The following is an 18,840-nucleotide window of genomic DNA, read 5'->3' as shown; positions in this document are numbered from 1 at the left end:
ACGCGTGGCCCACCGGGCCGGTAACCCGGCGGGCCGCGCGCCCGGGGGCGCCCCGGGGGGCGCGTGTCCGGCAAACACGCGCGGCTGCCCCACCCCCGGGGGTCTGGCGGTGGCGCAGCCGCGGCGAACCGGATATTCGGTGGACAACCCACCTCCCGGCACGCAAGATCAAGAAACGTGACCGACCTCGCCGCCTTGCCTCTCGCCGATGCCCAGCTGTCCGAAGCCCGAGCCGCCGACGCCGCCGAACTCCTGGTGCTGCAACGGTGCTGCTGGGTCCCGCAGGCGATCGTCAACGACACCTTCGACGTCCCCGCCCTGCACGAGGACCTGGACACCGTGCGCGGCTGGATCGAGTCCTCGCGGGTGTGGACCGTCCGGATCGGCGGGCGGCTCGTCGCCGCGGTGCGCGCCCATCTCGAAGAGGACCGCTGGGAGATCGGCCGGTTGATGGTCGCGCCCGATCTCGCCGGGCAGGGCGTCGGCCGGTGGCTGCTGAGCTACGCCGAACAGCAGGCCCCGCCGCAGGCGGCCAGTCTGGTGCTCTACACCGGATCAGGCAGCGAACGGAATCTGACGATGTACCGCCGCGCCGGGTATCAGCCTGCCGAACCGCCCGCGAACACGCTCGGGAAGCACATTCGCGGGGCGGTTTACCTGACGAAGGCCGTTTAGCGTTTTCCTTGCCGCTCCAGGCGAACGCGCCGGTCCGCTCCGGAGACCGGTGCGTCAAGCGACGGAATCCCGCGCCGGAAAGCCACGCCGCCGCGCGAGCACGACGACCGCCAGCACAGGTGCCATCAACACCAGCACGGCCCACGGAAACGAACCGCTGCCAGACACGTCAAGCAACACCCCGCCAGCGACTCCCCCGGCGGCCATCGCGGCGTTCCACAGCGTCACGAGCATCGCTTGGACCGTGTCCGCGGACTCGCCGCCCGCCTCCCCGGCCGCGGTTTGCAGCAGAGTCGGCACCCCGCCCCAGCCGAGACCCCACAGCGCGGCGGCCACGTAAACCAGCGCGGGTTCCTGGGCGACGGTGGCAAGCAACACCGCGGCAACCGCGACCAGCAACGCGCTGACGATCGTCAGCAACCGAAGCCGCCGGTGGATCTGCGCGCCGACGATCCAGATGCTCGCGATCGAAGCGAGGCCGAAGGCCAGCAGGACCAAGTCGGTGTCGCCGCCCATGCCCAGACCGGTGAGGAAGGTGGCGAGGTAGGCGTACAGCACGGTGTGCGCCAGCACGAACACCAGCGTGACGAACAGCACCGCCGCGACTCCGGGGATCCGCAGCGCAGGCAGCATCTTCGGGCGCGCTCCCCCGGGCTGCCCGGGATAGTCCGGCACCGCCGCGCCGATCCAGGCCAGCAACAGCACGGTGAGGACGGTCATGGCGAGGAACGCGGTACGCCAGCCGGCGAGCTGGCCGACAAAAGTTCCGGCGGGCACGCCGAGGCACAACGCGACCGGGATGCCAGCCATCGCGATGGCGATGGCCCGGCCTTGCAGGACGGGAGCGACCAGGCGGCGGGCGTACCCGGCCAGCAGCGCCCACGCGAGACCGGCCGCGACGCCGGCGACGAACCGCGCGACCATCGTCAGGAGGTACTCCGACGACACGGCGGTGACGGTGTTGGCCACGGCGAATCCGGCCATCGCGGTCAGGAGCAACCGTTTGCGTCGCCAGCCGGCGGTGATGGTGGACAGTGGGATCGCGGTCAGCACGGTGCCCAGCGCGTAAACCGTGACGGTCTGCCCGGTCGCGGATTCGCTGACGCCGAGCGATCCGCTCATCGCGGGAAGCAGCCCGGCGGGCAGCGTCTCGGTGAGACTGGTGATGAACACCGCGGTGGCGAGGGCCAGTAGCGCGAAAAGCGGAAGCCGCTGGGTCGGTGCGACGGCTGCTGAGGTGGGGCTCATGCGCCCACTGTGCGGACCGGGTCTTCGGGAATGCTTACGATCGGCTGACGGTGACCTGATGGCGCGACGGGAGCGACGCATGCGGTTCGGGGTGCTCGGCCCGCTCGCGGTGTGGGACGAGACAGGCGCGCAGGTCACTGTGCCCGAAGCGAAAGTGCGCGCCCTGCTCGCGACGCTCCTGGCCAACGACGGCGGACCCGTCACCGCGGACCGGCTCGTCCAGGACCTCTGGGGCGATCGTCCGCCCGGCAAACCGGCGGGCGCGTTGCAGGCCAAGGTGTCGCAGCTGCGGCGGATCGTCGGCCGCGACGGCGTCGAACGGCAACCGGCGGGCTACCGGCTGCGGATCGAGCACTCCGATGCCGCCCAGTTCCGCGCTCTCGTCGCCCAGGCGCGCGCGACGGCGGACCCGCAGGCCCGGGCCGCGCGCTTCGCCGAAGCCCTGGACCTCTGGCGGGGCGAGGCGTTCGCCGACTTCGCCGACGAGGAGTTCGTGCGATCAGCCGCACATCGGTTGTCCGAACTGCGGCTGGCTGCGGTGGAGGAGCAAGCCGCGGCGCAGGTCGAAGCAGGCGACTACTCCGCTGCGGACGATCTGGCGGACGCCATCGCGCAGAATCCGCTCCGGGAAGGCCTGCGGGCGGCGCAGATGCGCGCGCTGTATTCGCGCGGGCGGCAGAGCGAAGCCCTTGCCTCCTACACGGATCTCCGCACCCGGCTCGCCGAGGAGCTGGGCGTCGACCCGAGCCCGGAACTGCGCGCGCTGTACGAATCGCTGCTCCGGCAGGACCCCGGATTGGCGGCCGAACCGCGCGGCAACCTCCCCCGTCCGCTGACGCCGTTGATCGGCCGGGAGGAGGCGCTCGCGCGGCTGGCCGGGCTTCCGGCCCGATTGGTGACGCTGACCGGGCCGGGCGGGGTCGGCAAATCCCGGCTGGCAGTGGCCGCGGCGGGGGTCGTGAGTGCTCACTCACGAGCTTCAGGCGAGTTCCCGGACGGTGCGTGGCTGGTCGAGTTCGCGGGCGTGCGCGGCTCCGCCGCCGAACTCGCCGAAACGGTCGCCGCGGTACTCGGAATCCGTGACTCGGCCACCCCTGCCTCCCCAGTCCAACGACTCGCGACAGCCCTGCGCGACCGGCGGACGCTGCTCGTCCTGGACAACTGCGAGCACGTCGTCGAAGCCGCCGCCGAACTCGCCGAAACACTCCTCCGCCACACTCGGGACCTGCGCATCCTCGCCACCAGCCAGGAACCGCTCGGACTGCCGGGCGAAGCCGTGTTCCCCGTCGAACCGCTCTCGCCCGAGGACGCCGCGCGGCTGTTCACCGAACGCGCCGCCGCCTCCGCCCCGGATTTCGCGGGCGATGCCGACGCGATCACCGAGATCTGCCGCCGCCTCGACGGTCTTCCGCTCGCCCTGGAACTGGCGGCCACCCGCGTGCGCGGCTTGGGCGTGCGGGAACTGGCCGCCCGGCTCAACGACCGGTTCACCGTCCTGACCCGGGGGTCGCGCGGCGCTCCGGCGCGGCAGCAGACCTTGCGCGCGGTGCTCGACTGGAGCTGGGAGTTGCTCAGCGAGCCGGAGCGGATCGTCTTGAGCAGGCTGGCCGTCCACCGCGACAGTTTCGATCTCGCCGCCGCCGAAGCCGTCTGCGCGGGAGACGGCGACGTGCTCGATCTCGTGCTCCGGCTGGTCGACCGCTCGCTGGTGACCGTCGCGCACGCATCGACCGGAATTCGGTACCGGCTGCTGGAAACCGTTGCCGCGTACGCCGTCGAGCGGCTGGCTGATCCCGTTGCCACGCGCACCCGGCATCTGCGCCATTACCTGGAAATCGCCGAGAACGCCCAGCTTCACGGCACCGAACAGCGGAATTGGCTGACCCGGCTCGACGTCGAAGCAGGCAACCTGCGCGCGGCACTGGACGAGGCGATCTGCCGGTCGCCCAGCGAAGCGGTGCGGCTCGCGAAAGCACTGTCCTGGTGGTGGCTGCTGCGAGGCAGGCTCACCGAAGGCCACCGGATGCTGTCAGCCGTTTCGCGGGTCGCCGCACCGGATCCGGAACTCACTGTCCTCAATGGATCGTTCGCCCTGCTGACCGGCGGCCCGGCCCCGTCCGATTCCCCGGACAGCGTTCGTGCGCGGTGGCTGCGCGCCTACAGCCTGTTCAGTGTCGGCGACCTCGCCGCCAGCCACGAAATGAACGCGCGCGCCCTCTCCCTGGCGACCGCCGAGAACGACGAATGGGGCGTCGCCGCGGCGCTCGCCCTGCGCTCGATGCTCAGCCTGGTCCGCGGCGATCTCGCCGGACTCGACCGGGACGGCCTGCGCAGTGCCGGGCTCTTCCGCCGCCTCGGCGACCGCTGGGGCGAGATGCAGACCATCCCGCCGCTGGCCGCGCTCGCCGAAATCAAGGGCGACTACGCCGAAGCCGCGCGCCGCCAGCACGAAGGACTCGCCATCGCGCGCGAACTGGACTTGCAAGCGGAAGTGTCCGCGCGACTGTCCGGTCTTGGCCGCCTGGCGTTGCTGGAACGCGACTGGCAGCGAGCCCGCGAACTGCATGAACAAGCCCTCGGCATCGCGGCCGCCCACGGTTACGCCTACGGCCGGATCCACGCCGAAATGGGCCTCGCACTGGGTGCCCGCCGCTCCGGCGACCTCGACGCCGCCGAGCGCCACCTGACCCGGATTCGCGACGAATACCGCGATCTGTCCTCGACGGCGGGCGACCATTTGCTGTACGCGGAACTCGGTTTCATCGCCGAGCTTCGGGGAGATGCGGTTCAGGCGAGGAGATATCACCTGCGGGGGTTGGAGTACGCGCGGGTGCTTGGTGAGCCGCGAGCTTTCGCGCTGTCGTTGGAGGGGTTGGCGGGCACCGTGGATCCCGGGTCCGCTGCGCTGTTGCTCGGGGCCGCCGACGCGGCGCGGCGTAGTGTCGACGCACCGCTCCCGGCTGCCGAGCGGGGCGACGTGGACCGGATTACCGAAGCGGCGCAAGCAGTTCTCGGCTCTGGCTTCGCCGAAGCGTTCGAACGCGGCGCTCGCTTGCCGGTCCAGACCGCAGCCGCTCTTGCTTCTCCTGGGTAGCGACGCCGTCACCAGGACAACCGCCGCCTAGCTCCCCCGCTCCAGCAGCCGCATCCTGGCACCAGACCCCCGACCGGACTGGAGCACCCCGTGAAAGCCCTGCACATCACCGCTTTCGGCACCGAAGCCACCCTCGCCGACCTCCCCACCCCCACCCCTGGACCAGACCAAGTCGCCGTCGACGTCGTGGCGGCGGCACTCAACCCGCTCGACCTCAAAATCGCCTCCGGCGCGATGCACGACTACTTCCCCTCCGCCCTCCCCTACATCCTGGGCACCGATTTCTCCGGCCGCGTCGCGACAGCAGGCCCCGGCTGGCAGGTCGGCGACCCGGTCATCGGCCGCCTCGATCCCGTCAACGGCGGCGCTTTCGCCGAAAAGATCGTGATCGACGCAGCACACCTGGCCCCCGCTCCGTCGCACACCAGCCTGACCGACGCGGCAGGCCTCCCGACCGCCGCCGCGACCGCGTGGCAGGCGCTGGTTGAAGTCGCGAACGTCCAGTCTGGACAGACAGTCCTCGTGCACGGCGCAGCCGGAGGTGTCGGCAGTTTCGCGGTCCAGATCGCCCGGCGGCTCGGCGCGCGGGTCGTCGCGACCGCCTCCGGTTCAGGTGTCGCTATCGCGGAGAAGCTCGGCGCCGACTCCGTCCTCGACTACCGTCAAGTCGCCTTCGAAAGCCAGCTCCGCGGAATCGACGTCGTGCTCGACACCGTCGGCGGGGAAGTCGGAATCCGCTCGCGGCAGGTGCTCAAGCCGGGCGGGCTGCTCGTGACCACTCCCGCCCCAGCGGAGGGGGCCGAGTTCGTGTTCCACACCTCGGACGCGGCCCGGCTCGCGAAAGTGGCAGAACTCGAAGTCCTCGTCGACCGCACCTTCCCGCTGGCGGACGGCGCGCAGGCGCTCGCCTACCTCGCCGAAGGCCACGCCAGGGGCAAGGTCCTGCTGGAAATCGCGTAGGTGGTGCTGACGACGCCTGGCTGCGGCCCGCCGCACGGAGGCATAGTGGCGGCATGGACCTGCGCGAACTAGGCGTCTACCTCAAGTCGCGGCGCGACCGGATCAGCCCGGCGGACGTCGGCCTTTCCGCCGGGCCGCGCCGCCGGGTGGCCGGGTTGCGCCGCGACGAGGTCGCCGTGCTGGCCCGCGCTTCGGTGGACTACTACGTCCAGCTGGAACAGGGCCGCGGCGCCCAGCCGTCCGAGCAGATGCTCGCCGCGCTGGCCCGCGCGCTGCGGCTGACCAGCGACGAACGCGACCACCTCTACCACCTGGCGGGCCGTCCGCTGCCGCCGGCGTCGAGCGGCAACGCGCACGTCCAGCCCGCCCTGCTCAACCTCCTCGAACAGCTGCCCGCGACACCGGCGCAGGTGATGACCGACCTCAGCGTCCCGCTCGTGCAGAACCGGCTCGCCGAGGCACTGCTCGGCGCCCCGGCGCCCGGCGACGGCATCAAGGCCAGCTTCGTCTACCAGTGGTTCACCGACCCCGCCGCGCGCGAGCGGTACCACCCGGACGAACACGAACACCAGTCGCGCGTCTTCGTCGCCGACCTGCGCGCCGCGATCGCCAAACGCGGCCGCGACGCCCTGGCCGACGACTTGCTCACGACGCTCCGCGCCCGCAGCGGCGAATTCGCGCAGCTGTGGGAGCGGCGCGAGGTCGCCGTCCGGCGCACGGACCGCAAACGGCTCGTGCACCCGGCGCTCGGCGTCCTCGAACTCGACTGCATGAACCTGCTCAGCGAGGACGGCGGCCAGCGCCTCCTGTGGTTCACCGCACCTCCCGGCAGCGCCGCACTCGACCAGCTGGAGCTGCTGGCCGCCGTCGGCACTCAGGACCTCGCACCCGAGCAGTCCGCTATGGACGCACAGTGAGGATGAGCTTCCCCATCGCCTTCCGGTTTTCGATGGCCTCCAAAGCCTCCCGAACCTCCGCCAGCGAGTAGCTTCCGCCCAGCGGCGGGACAATCGCCCCGTCCGCCAGCTTCGGCAGCAGCTCCGCCCACTGCCCTTGCAGGTAGCCCGGCCGCGGCAGCGCGTACGCGCCCCATCCGACGCCCACGACGTCCAAGTTGTTGAGCAGCAACCGGTTCACCTTCACCTCGGGGATCGCCCCGCCGGTGAACCCGATGACCAGCATCCGCCCGTCCGCGGCCAGGCAGCGCAGCGAATCGGTGAACCGGTCGCCGCCGACGACGTCCGCGATCACGTCGACGCCGCGGCCGCCGGTCGCCGCTTTCACCGCGTCCTTGAAGCCGTCCGCCAGCACGTATTCGTCCGCGCCGGCCGCGACCGCCGCTTCGCCCTTCTCCGGCGTCGAAACCACGCCGAGCACCTTGCCCGCGCCGAACGCCTTCGCGACCTGGATGACCGCCGTTCCGACCCCGCCGGCGGCTCCGTGCACCAGCACGGTTTCCCCGGCCGTCATCCGGCCGCGCCGGCACAGCGCGAAATGCGCGGTCAGGTAGTTGAACGGAATCGCCGCCGCCTGGTCGAAGCCGAGTTCGTCCGGGATCGGGAACACCGCGTCGGCCGCGCACGCGACCTGCTCGGCGAACCCGCCCAGGAACGGCAGCGCCGCCACCCGGTCCCCGGCCTTGACCGCCGCGCCCTCCGGGGCCTCCGCCACGACCCCGGCGACCTCCGCGCCCGGGATGAACGGCAGCTCCGGCTTCACCTGGTACAGCCCGCGAGTCTGCAGCAGGTCCGGGAACGCCACCCCGGCCGCGTGCACGTCGATCAGCACCTGGTCGCCGGCGCGCGCGGGAGCGTCGGCCTCGACGACGGAAACGGTCGACGGGCCTTCGAGATCCTTGATGTGTACGGCTTTCATGCGTTTCTCCTGGTTCACAGCGCGGAGAGGATGTCGTTGACCCGGTCCTTGGCGTCGCCGAAGAGCATCGCCGAGTTTTCCCGGAAGAACAGCGGGTTCTGCACGCCCGCGTACCCCGACGCCATGGAACGCTTGAACACCACGACGTTCTCCGCTTCCCACACGGTCAGCACCGGCATGCCCGCGATCGGGCTGCCCGGGTCCTCGGCCGCGGCGGGGTTGACGGTGTCGTTCGCGCCGATCACCAAAACCACGTCGGTATCGGCGAAATCGTCGTTGATCTCGTCCAGCTCCAGCACGATGTCGTAGGGCACCTTGGCCTCGGCGAGGAGCACGTTCATGTGGCCGGGCAGGCGTCCGGCGACGGGGTGGATGCCGAAGCGGACCTCGATGCCCTTGTCGCGCAGTTTCCGCGTCAGTTCAGCCACCCCGTACTGCGCCTGCGCGACCGCCATTCCGTACCCCGGCGTGATGATCACGCGCGACGCGGCCGTGAGCAGTTCCGCCGCGCCCTCGGCGGTGATTTCCCGGTGCTCGCCGTAATCCTTGTCCCCGCTCGGCCCGGCCTCGATCCCGAAACCGCCCGCGATCACCGAGATGAACGACCGGTTCATCGCCTTGCACATGATGTAGGACAGGTACGCACCGGAGGAACCGACCAGCGCGCCGGTGATGATCAGCAGGTCGTTCTCCAGCAGGAACCCCGACGCTGCCGCGGCCCAGCCGGAATAGGAGTTCAGCATGGACACGACCACCGGCATGTCCCCGCCGCCGATCGACGCGACCAGATGCCACCCCAGCGCCAGCGCGAGAACCGTGACGACGACCAGCAGCCACAGCGCGGGGCTGACCACGAACCACGCGGTGAACGCCACGAACAGCACCAGCGCGCCGAGGTTCAGGAAGTTCTTGCCGGGCAGCATCAGCGGCGCGGACTTCATCTTCGCCGACAGCTTCAGGTTCGCCACGATCGACCCGGTGAACGTCACCGCTCCGATGAAGACCCCGATGAACACCTCGGCATGGTGGATCCCCAACGTCCCCAGCGCATCCAGGTGCCGGGCTTCCCCGCCGGAGGGGTCGGATTCGACTTGCAGGTAGCCGTTCCAGCCCACCAGAACCGCGGCGAGACCGACGAACGAATGCAGCAGGGCGATCAGCTCGGGCATCCCGGTCATCTCGACCACCGCCGCGCGCCGCAGCCCGATCCCGGCCCCGATCACCATCGCGACGATCATCAGCGCGATCGACGTCCCGGTGATCTCCCCGGACACCGCCTGCGCGATGGTCGCGATCAGCGCGACGACCATCCCGGCGATGCCGAAATAGTTTCCGACTCGCGCGGTTTCGTGCCGGGAAAGCCCGGCCAGCGCGAGAATGAACAACAGCCCGGCCACGATGTAGGCGGCCTGGCTCGCAGTGTGCACAGTCATCTGAAGGAGGCCTCTCGGGTCAGCTGCGGGAGAACATGGCGAGCATCCGGCGTGTCACCGCGAAGCCGCCGAAGATGTTGATCGTCGCCAGCAGCGTCGCCACCGCCGCCAGCACGACTACCACTGTGTTGCCGCTGACCAGATTCAGCAGAGCACCGACCACGATGATCCCGGAAATCGCGTTCGTCACCGACATCAACGGCGTGTGCAGCGCGTGGTGCACGTGCCCGATCACGTAGTACCCGATCACGATCGCCAGCGCGAACACCGTCAGATGCGGCAGCAATGCCGCCGGGGCCAGCGCCGCCAGCAACAAGAACACCGCAGCGATCCCGAGCACGATCCCCAGCCGGCGCCCCGAGGACATCGGCTGTTTCTCCGGTTCCTCCTTCTTCTCCGGCGCTGCCGCGGGTTTCTGCGGTGCGGCCGAGACTTGCACCGGCGGTGGCGGCCACGTCAGCTCGCCGCCCTTCACGACGGTGATCGACCGGACCACCACGTCCTCGAAGTCCACGACCAGCTGGCCGTCCTTCTCCGGCGTCATCAGCTTCATCAGGTTCACCAGGTTCGTCCCGTACAGCTGGGACGCCTGCGCCGGAAGCCGTCCGGCGAGATCGGTGTACCCGAGAATCGTCACGCCGTTCTCGGTGACGACCTTCTCGCCCGCGACCGAGCCCTCGACGTTGCCGCCGTTCGCCGCGGCCATGTCCACAATGACCGAACCGGCCTTCATCGACGCGACCATCTCGCCGGTGATGATCCGCGGCGCCGGACGCCCCGGGATCAACGCCGTCGTCACGATGATGTCCACCTCACGACACTGCGCCGCGTACAGCTCCTTCTCGCGCGCCTTGTAGTCGTCGCCCATCTCCTTGGCGTAACCCGTCGCGGAAACCTCCGCGTTCGGGTCCTCGATGGACAGATATTCCCCGCCCAGGCTCTTCACCTGATCGGCGACCTCCGGCCGCGGGTCCGTTGCCCGCACGATCGCCCCGAGGCTCCCCGCCGCGCCGATCGCCGCCAGCCCGGCCACCCCCGCGCCCACGACCAGCACCTTCGCCGGGTTGACCTTCCCCGCCGCGGTCACCTGCCCGGTGAAGAACCGCCCGAACGTGTGCGCCGCCTCCACCACGGCCCGGTATCCGGCGATGTTCGCCATCGAGGACAGCACGTCCAGCGACTGCGCCCGGCTGATCCGGGGCACCGCGTCCATCGCCAGCGCCGTGATCGGCCGCTTCGCCAGGTCCTCCACCAGTTCCGGCTTCAACGCCGGAGCCAGCAGGCTCACCACCGTCCCGCCCGACTTCACCGCGTCGAGCTGCTCCGAAGACGGCGCGTTCACCCCGAAGACAATGTCCGCGTCCGCGATCGGCCCGACCGCCGCACCAGCGTCCGCGAAGGCCTCGTCGAAGAATCCGGACGCCAGCCCCGCTCCCGGCTCGACCGTCACCTCGTAACCCAGCCCGCGCAGCTTGCCCACCGTCTCCGGGGTCGCCGCGACGCGCGTCTCCCCCGGCTGGGCCTCCTTGAGCACCCCGATCAGCATGCTGTCTCCTTCCCGCTTCGTTCGCGGAAGATCCGCCGGCCGGGCCTGACGGCGTTTTGGGTCGCCACCTGGTCCGACTTCGCCCGCTTCAGGTACAGATGCGCTGGATACTCCCATGCCGCCCCGGCTCCGGCAGCCAACCGGAGGCCCTTTTTCGCCGGCGAACGGGAAGAGAGCACGGTCATAGCCGCGGGCGGTCGCGGCGGCCGGGTCCCCCGCCTCGCTGGTTCCAGGCTTTCGGCGTCCAGGACGCGGCCGCGGAATCGATCGCCGGATCGATCACGAGGTCCGCAGTGATGTCCGCCACTTGACAAACGCCTCCGCGGCGGCCGCCGACTCAACGGCCCAACCCGCTGCTCCGCTCGGAGCCCGCTGTCGCGTACCGGGTCACCATGGCGACCAGCTCGTCCTCGAAAGCGGGGAGATCGAGCGGCCGCGGCCCGGCGATCAGCTTGTGCACGAGCAGTTCCACGGTGTGGACGATGAGCCGCGCCGCCATGTCCACATTGGACACCTGCGCCTCCGGGCTCCGTTCGAGCAGACCGCGCACCTCCGCGATCTGCTCCTCCTCGTACCGGGCGACCTGTTCCAGCAGTTCCGCGGAGCGCGGAGCCTGCTCGGCCATCACGCGCAACAGCTGCGGATCGTCGCGGTGGTTCTGGATCGCCGCGTGCACGAGTTCCCGGAGCGCGCCGTCCAGCGTCTCCGGCGGCCCGGCGGTTTCCCGTTGGCGGCGCAGGGTTTCCTCGCCCGCGGCGAGATGCCGGGACGTCAACGCGACGAGGATCGCGTCCTTGTTCGGGTAGTACTGGTACAGCGATCCGATCGACACCCGCGCCCGCTCCGCGATGCGGTTCGTGGTGCCCGCGGCGTAACCCAGCTCGGCGAAAACCTGAGCGGCTGCCGCGAGAATCCGCTGCCGGGTCAGCTCGCCGCGCACCTGCTGGGGTTCCTTGCGCGGCCGCAGGCGCTTTCCCGGCATCGCGAGACTCCTCCGCAATGGTGAGCTTTTGCTCATAATACGCCGCTGACCAGCTACCGGCTGCCCATTCGTCGCGAAGTGCTTGCATTTCGCTAGCACTCATGGTCCCCTGGAAGCGCTTGCAGATGACAATCACTCCGAAAGGGCCGCCATGATTCGCCGAGTACTCGCCCAGTGCACCGTCTCCGATCTCGCGCGGGCCGAGAAGTGGTACACCGCCCTGTTCGACCGCGGCCCCGATGCCCGGCCGATGCCCGGACTGCTGGAATGGCACCTCGGCGACACGTTCGGGCTCCAGGTGTGGTCCGAACCCGAACGAGCCGGACGGTCGACGGTCGTCTTCGAGGAAACGGATCTCGACGCCGCCGCGGCGCACGCGACGAAGGCCGGGGCCGTCCACGACGGACCGCAGCCGGGCGGCGGCGCGCGCATTCTGCCGCTCGCCGACCCGGACGGAAACCGCGTGGTCTTCAGCGGGAAGTGAACCGGGCCTCGCCGCAGCCGCGTACCGGAGATCTTCCGGCTTGACCGGCCCGCCCGGACCGGCCTAATGTCGCGACTAGAGCGATCGCTCTAGTCGCACGACCCGAAGGAGGTCCGATGCCGCGCGTGGAACTGTCCGCCGGGCCGATCGACTACACCGACACCGGCGGCTCCGGCCCGGCGCTGGTGTTCGGCCACGGTTTCCCGATGTCCGGCACGCAATGGCGCAAGGTCGTCCCGCTGCTCGACGGCTACCGCTGCCTCCTGCCCACGCTGCCGCTCGGCGCCCACCTCGCGCCGATGCGGCCCGGCGCGGACCTCACGCAGTTCGGCCTCGCCCGGCTGCTCGGCGAATTCCTCGCCGCACTCGACCTGCACGACGCGACACTCGTCCTCAACGACTGGGGCGGCGGCCAATTCCTCGTCGCCGACGGGATGGCCCCGGCCGAGCACGTCGCCCGGGTCGGGCGGCTCGCGCTGGTCGCCTGCGAGGCCTTCGACAACTTCCCGCCCAAACCCGCGCGACTGGCGGTGAATCTGCTCCGGCTCCCCGGCGGACCGTCGCTGCACGCCCAACTCACCCGTACGTCGTTCTACCGGCACGCCAAAGCCGCGTACGGCGGGATGTGCGAAAGCCGGATCCCGGACGACATTCTCGAAGGCTGGTTCGGCCCGGCGTTGCGGGACAAGGAAATCCGCCGGGACATGGTCAAATTCGCCACCGGAAGCCCGCCGCGGCGAGAATTGCTCGCCTGGACCGAGCGGCTGCGGTCCTTCGACCGGCCGGTGCTGGTCGTCTGGGCGGGCAAAGACCGGATGATGCCCGCCGACCACGGACGCCGGCTCGCCGAACTGTTCCCGGACGGACGGTTGGCCGAAATCCCCGACAGCGGCACGTTGATTCCCGAGGACCAGCCGGAACTTCTGGCCAAGAAGCTGACCGCGTTCCTGGCCGAAACCAGCGCGCGATAAGGAATCAGGCCGATACGGCCAGCGGGAAACGCACTCCCGTCAGTTCTTCGGAGACTGTCCACAAGCGACGGGCAGTTTCGAGGTCACGCGCTTTCGCCGACCGGCCGACCAGTTTCGGTTCGCCGCGATTCTGCAAGAAACCGTGCGGGCCCGCGTAGCTGTTTCCCGGAATGTCCGCTAGCGCGGCGTACAGCGTCGGCCGGGCGCCTTCCTCGGAGGTTTGCGCGAACAGGCGGGTACCGAATTTCGCCAGCGAGGAGAGCACCGGCCGCTCGACTTTCAACAGGTTCGTCGCCGCGAAGCCGGGATGCGCGGCGGTCGCGAGCACGGAGGAACCGGCTTCGGTCAGCCGACGCTGAAGTTCCGCGGTGAACAACAGATTCGCGAGTTTCGACTGCCCGTAGGCCGCCGTCGCCCGGTACGGACGGCGTTCCCAGTTCAGGTCGGCGAAATCGATCGAGCCCACCCGGTGCCCGTTCGACGAAACCGTCACCACCCGGCCCCGGATCTGCCGCAGAAGCAGGTTCGTGAGCGCGAAATGGCCGAGGTGATTGGTCCCGAACTGCGATTCGAAGCCGTCCGCGGTGCGCGACAGCGGCGGGATCATGATGCCGGCGTTGTTGATCAGCAGGTCGATCGGCTCGGTGAACTCCGCGGCGAACGCGCGGATCGACGCCAGGTCGGCGAGATCGAGCTGGCGGACTTCGGCGTCCCCGGGCAATTCGTCGGCGACTTCGCGGCCGCTGCGCGGGTTGCGCACCGCGAGCACCACCCGCGCGCCCTTGGCGGCCAGAGCCATGGCTGTCGCCCGGCCCAATCCGCTGTTCGCACCGGTGATCACGGCGGTGCGGCCGGTCTGGTTTTCCGCGATGGGGTCCATGCCTCCAAAGTAGGCATCGACAACAATGTTGTCAACGGAAACATGCTGCTAGACTGACCGGGTGCCCGACCAGCCCGACGACCGCCCCTACCACCACGGCAGCCTCCGCACCGCCTTGCTCGACGCGGCCGAACGCGGGTTGCGCGCACACGGGGCCGACCAGCTGTCGCTGCGCGACCTCGCCAGGGAGATCGGCGTCAGCCACGCCGCGCCGCGGCGGCACTTCCCGGATCGGCAAGCGTTGCTCGACGCCCTCGCCGAAGCCGGTTTCGCCCGCCTGGACAACGCGTTGCGCGCGTCGTTGAAGACCGCCGACGACTTCCCGGGCCGCGTACGCGCCGCAGCAACCGCGTACACGCGCTTCGCCACTGAGAACTCGGCGCTGCTCGAACTGATGTACACCAGCAAGCATCGCCCCGGCGCGGCACGGATCGTGCAGGCCGCCGAAGCGCCGTTCGGGCTGATGAACGGCCTGATCGTCGAAGGCCAGGAACAGGGCGCGCTGCAGGACGGGCCGCCGCAGCGGATCGGGGTCGTGCTGTTCGCGACGCTGCAAGGAATCGCGACGCTCGTCAACGGCGACCTCGTACCGCCGGAATTGCTCGACGGGCTCGTGGAGACCGCCGTCGAACAGTTCCTGCGCGGCGCGCGTCCATAACGAAACCGGTCGGTCCGGCGAATGCGGTGCGCAATTGGATACCGTGGTCGGCATGGCTGACCAACGACCGCTCGGCTTGCGAGAGCGCAAGAAGCTCGACACGCGCAAAGCCCTGAGCGACGCCGCTGTGGCGCTGATGTACGAGAGAGGTCCAGACAACGTTGTCCGCGAGGACATCGCCGAGCGCGCCGGGGTGTCGCTCCGGACGTTCAGCAACTACTTCGCCACGAAATACGACGCGGTCGCCTACCGGCAGGAGCACCGGATCCGGCTCAGCGCGGATCTGCTCCGGAAACGTCCGGTGGACGAACCGCTGTGGACCGCGCTCGCCGAAGCGCTCATCGAGCCGTTGCGTGCCGACGGGGTCCCGTACGGACAACCCGCGTCCGACCAGCTCAGCGCGGTGCAGGCGTGGAGCGCGACACCGGAGATGCGCACCGCCCTGGCGCGGGTGGAGACCGGTGCCCTGGTCGAAGCGATCGCCGAACGCACCGGCACTCGCGTCGGCGAGCTGTATCCGCAGCTGGTGTCCGACGTCGCGATCGCGGCGATGACCACGGTGCTGAACCGGTTCCTGGACGAGAGCCTGGAGAAGACGGTCCCGGCGACGCTGCGCGACGTGTTCGCCGCGCTTTCCCGGGGGCTCCCGCCGCGGTGATCAGCTCCGGGTCGCCGCCGGCAGCGCGTTTTCCCGGCCCTGCGCGACGAATTCCGCCCGCAGCCGCCGCCGATCCTCCTCGGTGAGCAGCCGGTACGGGCTGGTCCGGTCCGGTGCGTACCAGACCCGGCCGCCCTCCCAGCCCCGCGCGCGCAACGGCGCCTTGTCGGCTTTGCCGCTGCCGGTCACCGGAACCTCGTCGAGGACCCGGACGAACGACGGCCGCCATTTCGTACCGAGATCCGGTTGCGTGGCAAGGAATTCGGCGAAATCCACCGGATCGAACACGGCATCCTCAGCCAGCACGACGGACGCCATGAGCAGATCCCCGGTTTTCGGATCGGCCACGCCGTAGCAGTGCACCGCCGCGAACGCCGGGTACCGGCCCAGGATCCGCTCGACCGGGGCGGTGCCGAAGTTCTCGCCGTCCACGCGGAGCCAGTCCGCCGTCCGGCCCGCGAAGTAGAGCCAGCCGTCGCGGTCGCGGTAGCCGAGGTCGCCGGTCCAGAAGTCTTCGCCGCCGAACTTCAGCCGTTCGGCCATGGCAGCCGGGTTGCGGTAGTAGCCCTCGAACGTTTTCCCTCGGCCCACCGCGACGATCTCGCCGGTCGCTTCCTCGGCGTTCAGCAGCAACCCGTTCTCGTCGAATTCGGCGGGCGGGCATTCCCGGTTGCGCTGGTCGCGGATTTCCGCGCGCATTCCGGGAGCGGGACGGCCCAGCGCGTTCGGCGGCGCGTCCGGGTCCGGCACGATGCGGATTCCGCCTTCGCTGGAGCCGTAGCCTTCCCGCACTTCGCAGCCGAATCGACGGCGGAATTCGGCAGATTCGCCCGGCGCGGCTTCCGAGCCGAAGGCGACCTCCAGCCGGTTGTCGGCGTCAGTGGGCTGCTCCGGCTGCGCGAGGACGTAACTCAGCACGCGGCCGACGTAGTTGAAGTAGGTGACGCCGTGCACGCGCAAGTCCGGGACGAACTGCGCCGCGGAGAACTTCCGCACCAGCACGATCGTCGCCCCGGCCTTGGCCGCCGCGGCGAGGTTCATCATGATCGCGTGGCCGTGGAACATCGGCAGGCACAGATAGGTGACCGAATCGCGGTGCAGCGAGACGCGCTCGGCCAGCGCGCCGGTCAACCGGCCGAGGCGGCCGTTGCTGCAGATCACCGCCTTGGGCGTGCCCGTCGAGCCGGAGCTGAACAGCAGCAGGAAGATCGCCGCCGGATCCGGGAGGTATGCGGGCAGGTCCGCGTCCGCGTGCGCGGCCAGCAGGTCCTGGTACTCCGCCGACTCCACGTCCAGGACCCGCCGGACGGACGTCAGGTCCAGGCTCGCGACTTCCTTGCCGTACAAGGGTTCGGCGAGCAGCACGTCGACGTCTGCGTGGTTGATGTCCGCCGCCAGCTCCGCGCCCCGGCGGGTGGAGTTGACGCCGACCAGGACGTCGCCGGTCACCGCGGCGGCGAGGATCCAGAAGACGAAATCCGGCAGGTTCTGCAGCAGCACCCCGACGTGCCGCTGCGTCCGGCCAGGTCCTGGTTCGAAGGTCCGCAGCAGCGAAGCCCGCACGGCTGCCTCGCGGACGATTTCGGCCCAGGTCCAGCTTCGGCCCTCGAACCGCAGCCCCTCGTGCTCGTCTCCGCGCCGGGACCGGACGACTTCCGCGAATGTGTCCATCGGCTCCTCCTCTGGTCAGCGGCCGGCCGCGAGCACCCGAGTGCGGCACCGGAGATCCCTACTCCCACCGCACCAACGGCCGGACCACCTTCCCAGTCGCGTTGCGCGGCAACGGGTCCCGGGTCAAAAACCAAGTCGTCGGCACCTTGTACCGAGCGAGCCGGTCGGCGAGATAACCACGCAGGCCGTCAGCGTCCACCTCGGACCCCGGACGAACCACCACCTTCGCGGCGACGATCTGCCCGTAGTCCGAATCCGGCAGCCCGGCCACAATGCACTCTGCGACGGCCGGATGCCCGGCGAGCTGTTCTTCCACCTCCGCCGGGTAAATGTTCTCCGCCCCGCGCAGGATCAGGTCGCTGCGCCTGCTCAGCACGGTCAGCGCGCCGTCGCGCAGCTGGCCGAGGTCGCCGGTCCGGAACCAGCCGTCCTCAGTGAACGCCGCTGCCGTCGCCTCCGGATCGTTGAAGTAGCCGAGCATCACTTGCGGACCGCGAAGGTGGATCTCGCCGTCCGTGCCGTCGGGAGCCGGACGGCCTTCGATGTCGCGGATCTGCACTTCCATGTTCGGCACGGGACGGCCAGCGGTGTCCGGGTCGGCGAGGAGTTCGGCGGGGGTCGCGAGGGTGGCCGCGGTGGACGACTCGGTCAGGCCGTAGTTCGTGCTCAGCGAGGCACCCGCGCCGGGCAGCGCGGTCCGCAGCCGGTCTTTCAGCTCGGCGGTCGACGGCGCACTGCTGACCGAAACTGCCTTGAGCGTGCTGAGATCGTAGCCGGAGAGATCGGCTTCGACCAGCCGCGAAAGCATGGTCGGGACCGCTCCCCAGTTGGTGATCCGCTCGGTTTGCACGAGGTCCAGCACCCGGTGGATGTCGAATTTCCCTTGGTGCAGAACAGCAGTGTCGCCGACGGCGAGCCGCACGACGGCGAGGTTGTGCAGGGCGGCGATGTGGAACAACGGCGTCGCCAGCAGGAACCGGCGGTCCCGCGCGGGATAGCCGGACTCGGCCGCGAGCGCGTCGTTGAACAGATGGAACCAGACCGCGGCGAGCACGTTGCGATGCGAGTGCGTCGCCCCCTTCGGGCGGCCGGAAGTGCCGCTCGTGAAGAGGACGACGGCCGGGTCGTCCTCGTCGACCGGGTCCGGCTTCACCCGAGCGCCCTGGTGACGGCCAAGGAGTTCCCGGTAATGAACGCTGCCGAACTCCAGCACTGGACACCGGTCCGCGACCAGCGGTTTCCGAGCGGCGTCGGTCAGCACCACCTTCGGCGTGGTCAAGCCGAGGCCGTGCGCGACCTCCGGTGCGGCCCACATCGAGTTCATCCCGACCGCGATCGCGCCGAGCGACACCGCCGCCCAGAACCCGACTATCCACTCCGGACAGTTCGCGGCGCACAACGCGACCCGGTCCCCGCGTCCGACGCCGTATTCGGTGCGCAGCACCGAGGCGAGTGCGGCGACCTGGTCGTAGTGCTCGGCGAAAGTGAGCCGGCTGTCCACAGTGACCAGATACTCCCGGTCCCCGAACTCGCGCGAGGCCGCCAGCAATTCGGTCAGGCACCGATGCCGCCGCGCGAACACCCTCGCCGGACGGCCCAAGACCGGCTCCGCCCGGATCTCGAACTCCGCGCCCGGCGCGGTCAGCCGCGCGATGATGTCGTCCCGCTCGGTCATCGGTCGCCTCCTGTAGTGGTCATCGGATGG

Annotated in this window: 17 protein-coding genes; 8 read left to right on the top strand and 9 right to left on the bottom strand. The window is 70.0% G+C overall.

Features of this window, described 5'->3' with window-relative positions; all coding sequences use genetic code 11:
• Nucleotides 1-177: 177 nt before the first annotated feature.
• Nucleotides 178-675, top strand: coding sequence for a GNAT family N-acetyltransferase (locus ACWGIC_RS18750; protein WP_452077201.1), 498 nt, complete (start codon nt 178-180; stop codon nt 673-675).
• 54 nt (nt 676-729) lie between these two features.
• On the opposite strand, the gene ACWGIC_RS18745 is transcribed toward ACWGIC_RS18750, so the two are convergent.
• Entirely contained in the window at nt 730-1,923 is a 1,194-nt protein-coding gene (locus ACWGIC_RS18745) for an MFS transporter (protein ID WP_452077200.1), read from the bottom strand.
• Between the two features lie 79 nt (nt 1,924-2,002).
• Between ACWGIC_RS18745 and ACWGIC_RS18740 the strand changes: the two genes are divergently transcribed.
• From ACWGIC_RS18740 to ACWGIC_RS18730, 3 genes are all read left to right on the top strand, one after another.
• Nucleotides 2,003-5,017 carry a BTAD domain-containing putative transcriptional regulator gene (locus ACWGIC_RS18740; RefSeq protein WP_452077199.1) on the top strand — a complete coding sequence of 1,005 codons (3,015 nt, stop codon included), beginning with the start codon at nt 2,003-2,005 and terminating at the stop codon, nt 5,015-5,017.
• A 90-nt stretch (nt 5,018-5,107) separates the two neighbouring features.
• Nucleotides 5,108-5,977 (top strand): NADP-dependent oxidoreductase, encoded by an 870-nt coding sequence (locus ACWGIC_RS18735; protein ID WP_452077198.1) that lies wholly within the window; start codon nt 5,108-5,110, stop codon nt 5,975-5,977.
• Between the two features lie 53 nt (nt 5,978-6,030).
• A complete protein-coding gene (locus tag ACWGIC_RS18730) occupies nt 6,031-6,894 on the top strand; it encodes an MmyB family transcriptional regulator (protein ID WP_452077197.1) in 864 nt (287 codons plus the stop codon).
• On the opposite strand, the gene ACWGIC_RS18725 is transcribed toward ACWGIC_RS18730, so the two are convergent.
• From ACWGIC_RS18725 to ACWGIC_RS18705, 5 genes are all read right to left on the bottom strand, one after another.
• Entirely contained in the window at nt 6,878-7,852 is a 975-nt protein-coding gene (locus ACWGIC_RS18725; RefSeq protein WP_452077196.1) for an NADPH:quinone oxidoreductase family protein, read from the bottom strand. The genes ACWGIC_RS18730 and ACWGIC_RS18725 overlap by 17 nt on opposite strands.
• A 14-nt stretch (nt 7,853-7,866) precedes the next feature.
• Complete coding sequence (gene pntB / locus ACWGIC_RS18720) at nt 7,867-9,285, bottom strand: Re/Si-specific NAD(P)(+) transhydrogenase subunit beta (RefSeq protein WP_452077195.1); 1,419 nt, start codon at nt 9,283-9,285, stop codon at nt 7,867-7,869.
• 19 nt (nt 9,286-9,304) lie between these two features.
• Nucleotides 9,305-10,831 carry a Re/Si-specific NAD(P)(+) transhydrogenase subunit alpha gene (locus ACWGIC_RS18715; protein ID WP_452077194.1) on the bottom strand — a complete coding sequence of 509 codons (1,527 nt, stop codon included), beginning with the start codon at nt 10,829-10,831 and terminating at the stop codon, nt 9,305-9,307.
• A 181-nt stretch (nt 10,832-11,012) separates the two neighbouring features.
• A complete protein-coding gene (locus tag ACWGIC_RS18710) occupies nt 11,013-11,138 on the bottom strand; it encodes a hypothetical protein (RefSeq protein ID WP_452077193.1) in 126 nt (41 codons plus the stop codon).
• A gap of 30 nt (nt 11,139-11,168) precedes the next feature.
• Nucleotides 11,169-11,813, bottom strand: a complete 645-nt coding sequence (locus tag ACWGIC_RS18705) for a TetR/AcrR family transcriptional regulator (protein WP_452077192.1) — start codon at nt 11,811-11,813, stop codon at nt 11,169-11,171.
• Between the two features lie 151 nt (nt 11,814-11,964).
• On the opposite strand from ACWGIC_RS18705, the gene ACWGIC_RS18700 reads away from it, so the two are divergent.
• Nucleotides 11,965-12,297: a VOC family protein gene (locus ACWGIC_RS18700; RefSeq protein WP_452077191.1), complete on the top strand. Its 333-nt coding sequence runs from the start codon at nt 11,965-11,967 to the stop codon at nt 12,295-12,297.
• A 116-nt stretch (nt 12,298-12,413) separates the two neighbouring features.
• Nucleotides 12,414-13,268 (top strand): alpha/beta fold hydrolase, encoded by an 855-nt coding sequence (locus ACWGIC_RS18695; protein ID WP_452077190.1) that lies wholly within the window; start codon nt 12,414-12,416, stop codon nt 13,266-13,268.
• A 4-nt stretch (nt 13,269-13,272) separates the two neighbouring features.
• Here ACWGIC_RS18695 and ACWGIC_RS18690 read toward each other — a convergent pair whose 3' ends face one another.
• Nucleotides 13,273-14,148 (bottom strand): oxidoreductase, encoded by an 876-nt coding sequence (locus ACWGIC_RS18690; protein ID WP_452077189.1) that lies wholly within the window; start codon nt 14,146-14,148, stop codon nt 13,273-13,275.
• A gap of 61 nt (nt 14,149-14,209) precedes the next feature.
• Between ACWGIC_RS18690 and ACWGIC_RS18685 the strand changes: the two genes are divergently transcribed.
• Entirely contained in the window at nt 14,210-14,806 is a 597-nt protein-coding gene (locus ACWGIC_RS18685; protein WP_452077188.1) for a TetR/AcrR family transcriptional regulator, read from the top strand.
• 52 nt (nt 14,807-14,858) lie between these two features.
• Nucleotides 14,859-15,464 (top strand): TetR/AcrR family transcriptional regulator, encoded by a 606-nt coding sequence (locus ACWGIC_RS18680; RefSeq protein ID WP_452077187.1) that lies wholly within the window; start codon nt 14,859-14,861, stop codon nt 15,462-15,464.
• Here ACWGIC_RS18680 and ACWGIC_RS18675 read toward each other — a convergent pair whose 3' ends face one another.
• Nucleotides 15,465-17,135 (bottom strand): AMP-binding protein, encoded by a 1,671-nt coding sequence (locus ACWGIC_RS18675; protein WP_452077186.1) that lies wholly within the window; start codon nt 17,133-17,135, stop codon nt 15,465-15,467.
• Between the two features lie 58 nt (nt 17,136-17,193).
• Complete coding sequence (locus ACWGIC_RS18670; RefSeq protein ID WP_452077185.1) at nt 17,194-18,810, bottom strand: class I adenylate-forming enzyme family protein; 1,617 nt, start codon at nt 18,808-18,810, stop codon at nt 17,194-17,196.
• Nucleotides 18,811-18,840 lie beyond the last annotated feature (30 nt).

This window comes from Amycolatopsis sp. NPDC054798, assembly GCF_053611505.1.
This window is presented reverse-complemented; position numbering and strand designations above follow the sequence as displayed.

Bases quoted from the DNA above. Each gene is read 5' to 3' on its own strand.
- ACWGIC_RS18670 (WP_452077185.1), bottom strand. From the start codon at position 18,810: ATGACCGAGCGGGACGACATCATCGCGCGGCTGACCGCGCCGGGCGCG.
- ACWGIC_RS18675 (WP_452077186.1), bottom strand. From the start codon at position 17,135: ATGGACACATTCGCGGAAGTCGTCCGGTCCCGGCGCGGAGACGAGCAC.
- ACWGIC_RS18700 (WP_452077191.1), top strand. From the start codon at position 11,965: ATGATTCGCCGAGTACTCGCCCAGTGCACCGTCTCCGATCTCGCGCGG.
- ACWGIC_RS18690 (WP_452077189.1), bottom strand. From the start codon at position 14,148: ATGGACCCCATCGCGGAAAACCAGACCGGCCGCACCGCCGTGATCACC.
- ACWGIC_RS18740 (WP_452077199.1), top strand. From the start codon at position 2,003: ATGCGGTTCGGGGTGCTCGGCCCGCTCGCGGTGTGGGACGAGACAGGC.
- pntB (WP_452077195.1), bottom strand. From the start codon at position 9,285: ATGACTGTGCACACTGCGAGCCAGGCCGCCTACATCGTGGCCGGGCTG.
- ACWGIC_RS18725 (WP_452077196.1), bottom strand. From the start codon at position 7,852: ATGAAAGCCGTACACATCAAGGATCTCGAAGGCCCGTCGACCGTTTCC.
- ACWGIC_RS18715 (WP_452077194.1), bottom strand. From the start codon at position 10,831: ATGCTGATCGGGGTGCTCAAGGAGGCCCAGCCGGGGGAGACGCGCGTC.
- ACWGIC_RS18705 (WP_452077192.1), bottom strand. From the start codon at position 11,813: ATGCCGGGAAAGCGCCTGCGGCCGCGCAAGGAACCCCAGCAGGTGCGC.
- ACWGIC_RS18680 (WP_452077187.1), top strand. From the start codon at position 14,859: ATGGCTGACCAACGACCGCTCGGCTTGCGAGAGCGCAAGAAGCTCGAC.
- ACWGIC_RS18695 (WP_452077190.1), top strand. From the start codon at position 12,414: ATGCCGCGCGTGGAACTGTCCGCCGGGCCGATCGACTACACCGACACC.
- ACWGIC_RS18730 (WP_452077197.1), top strand. From the start codon at position 6,031: ATGGACCTGCGCGAACTAGGCGTCTACCTCAAGTCGCGGCGCGACCGG.
- ACWGIC_RS18745 (WP_452077200.1), bottom strand. From the start codon at position 1,923: ATGAGCCCCACCTCAGCAGCCGTCGCACCGACCCAGCGGCTTCCGCTT.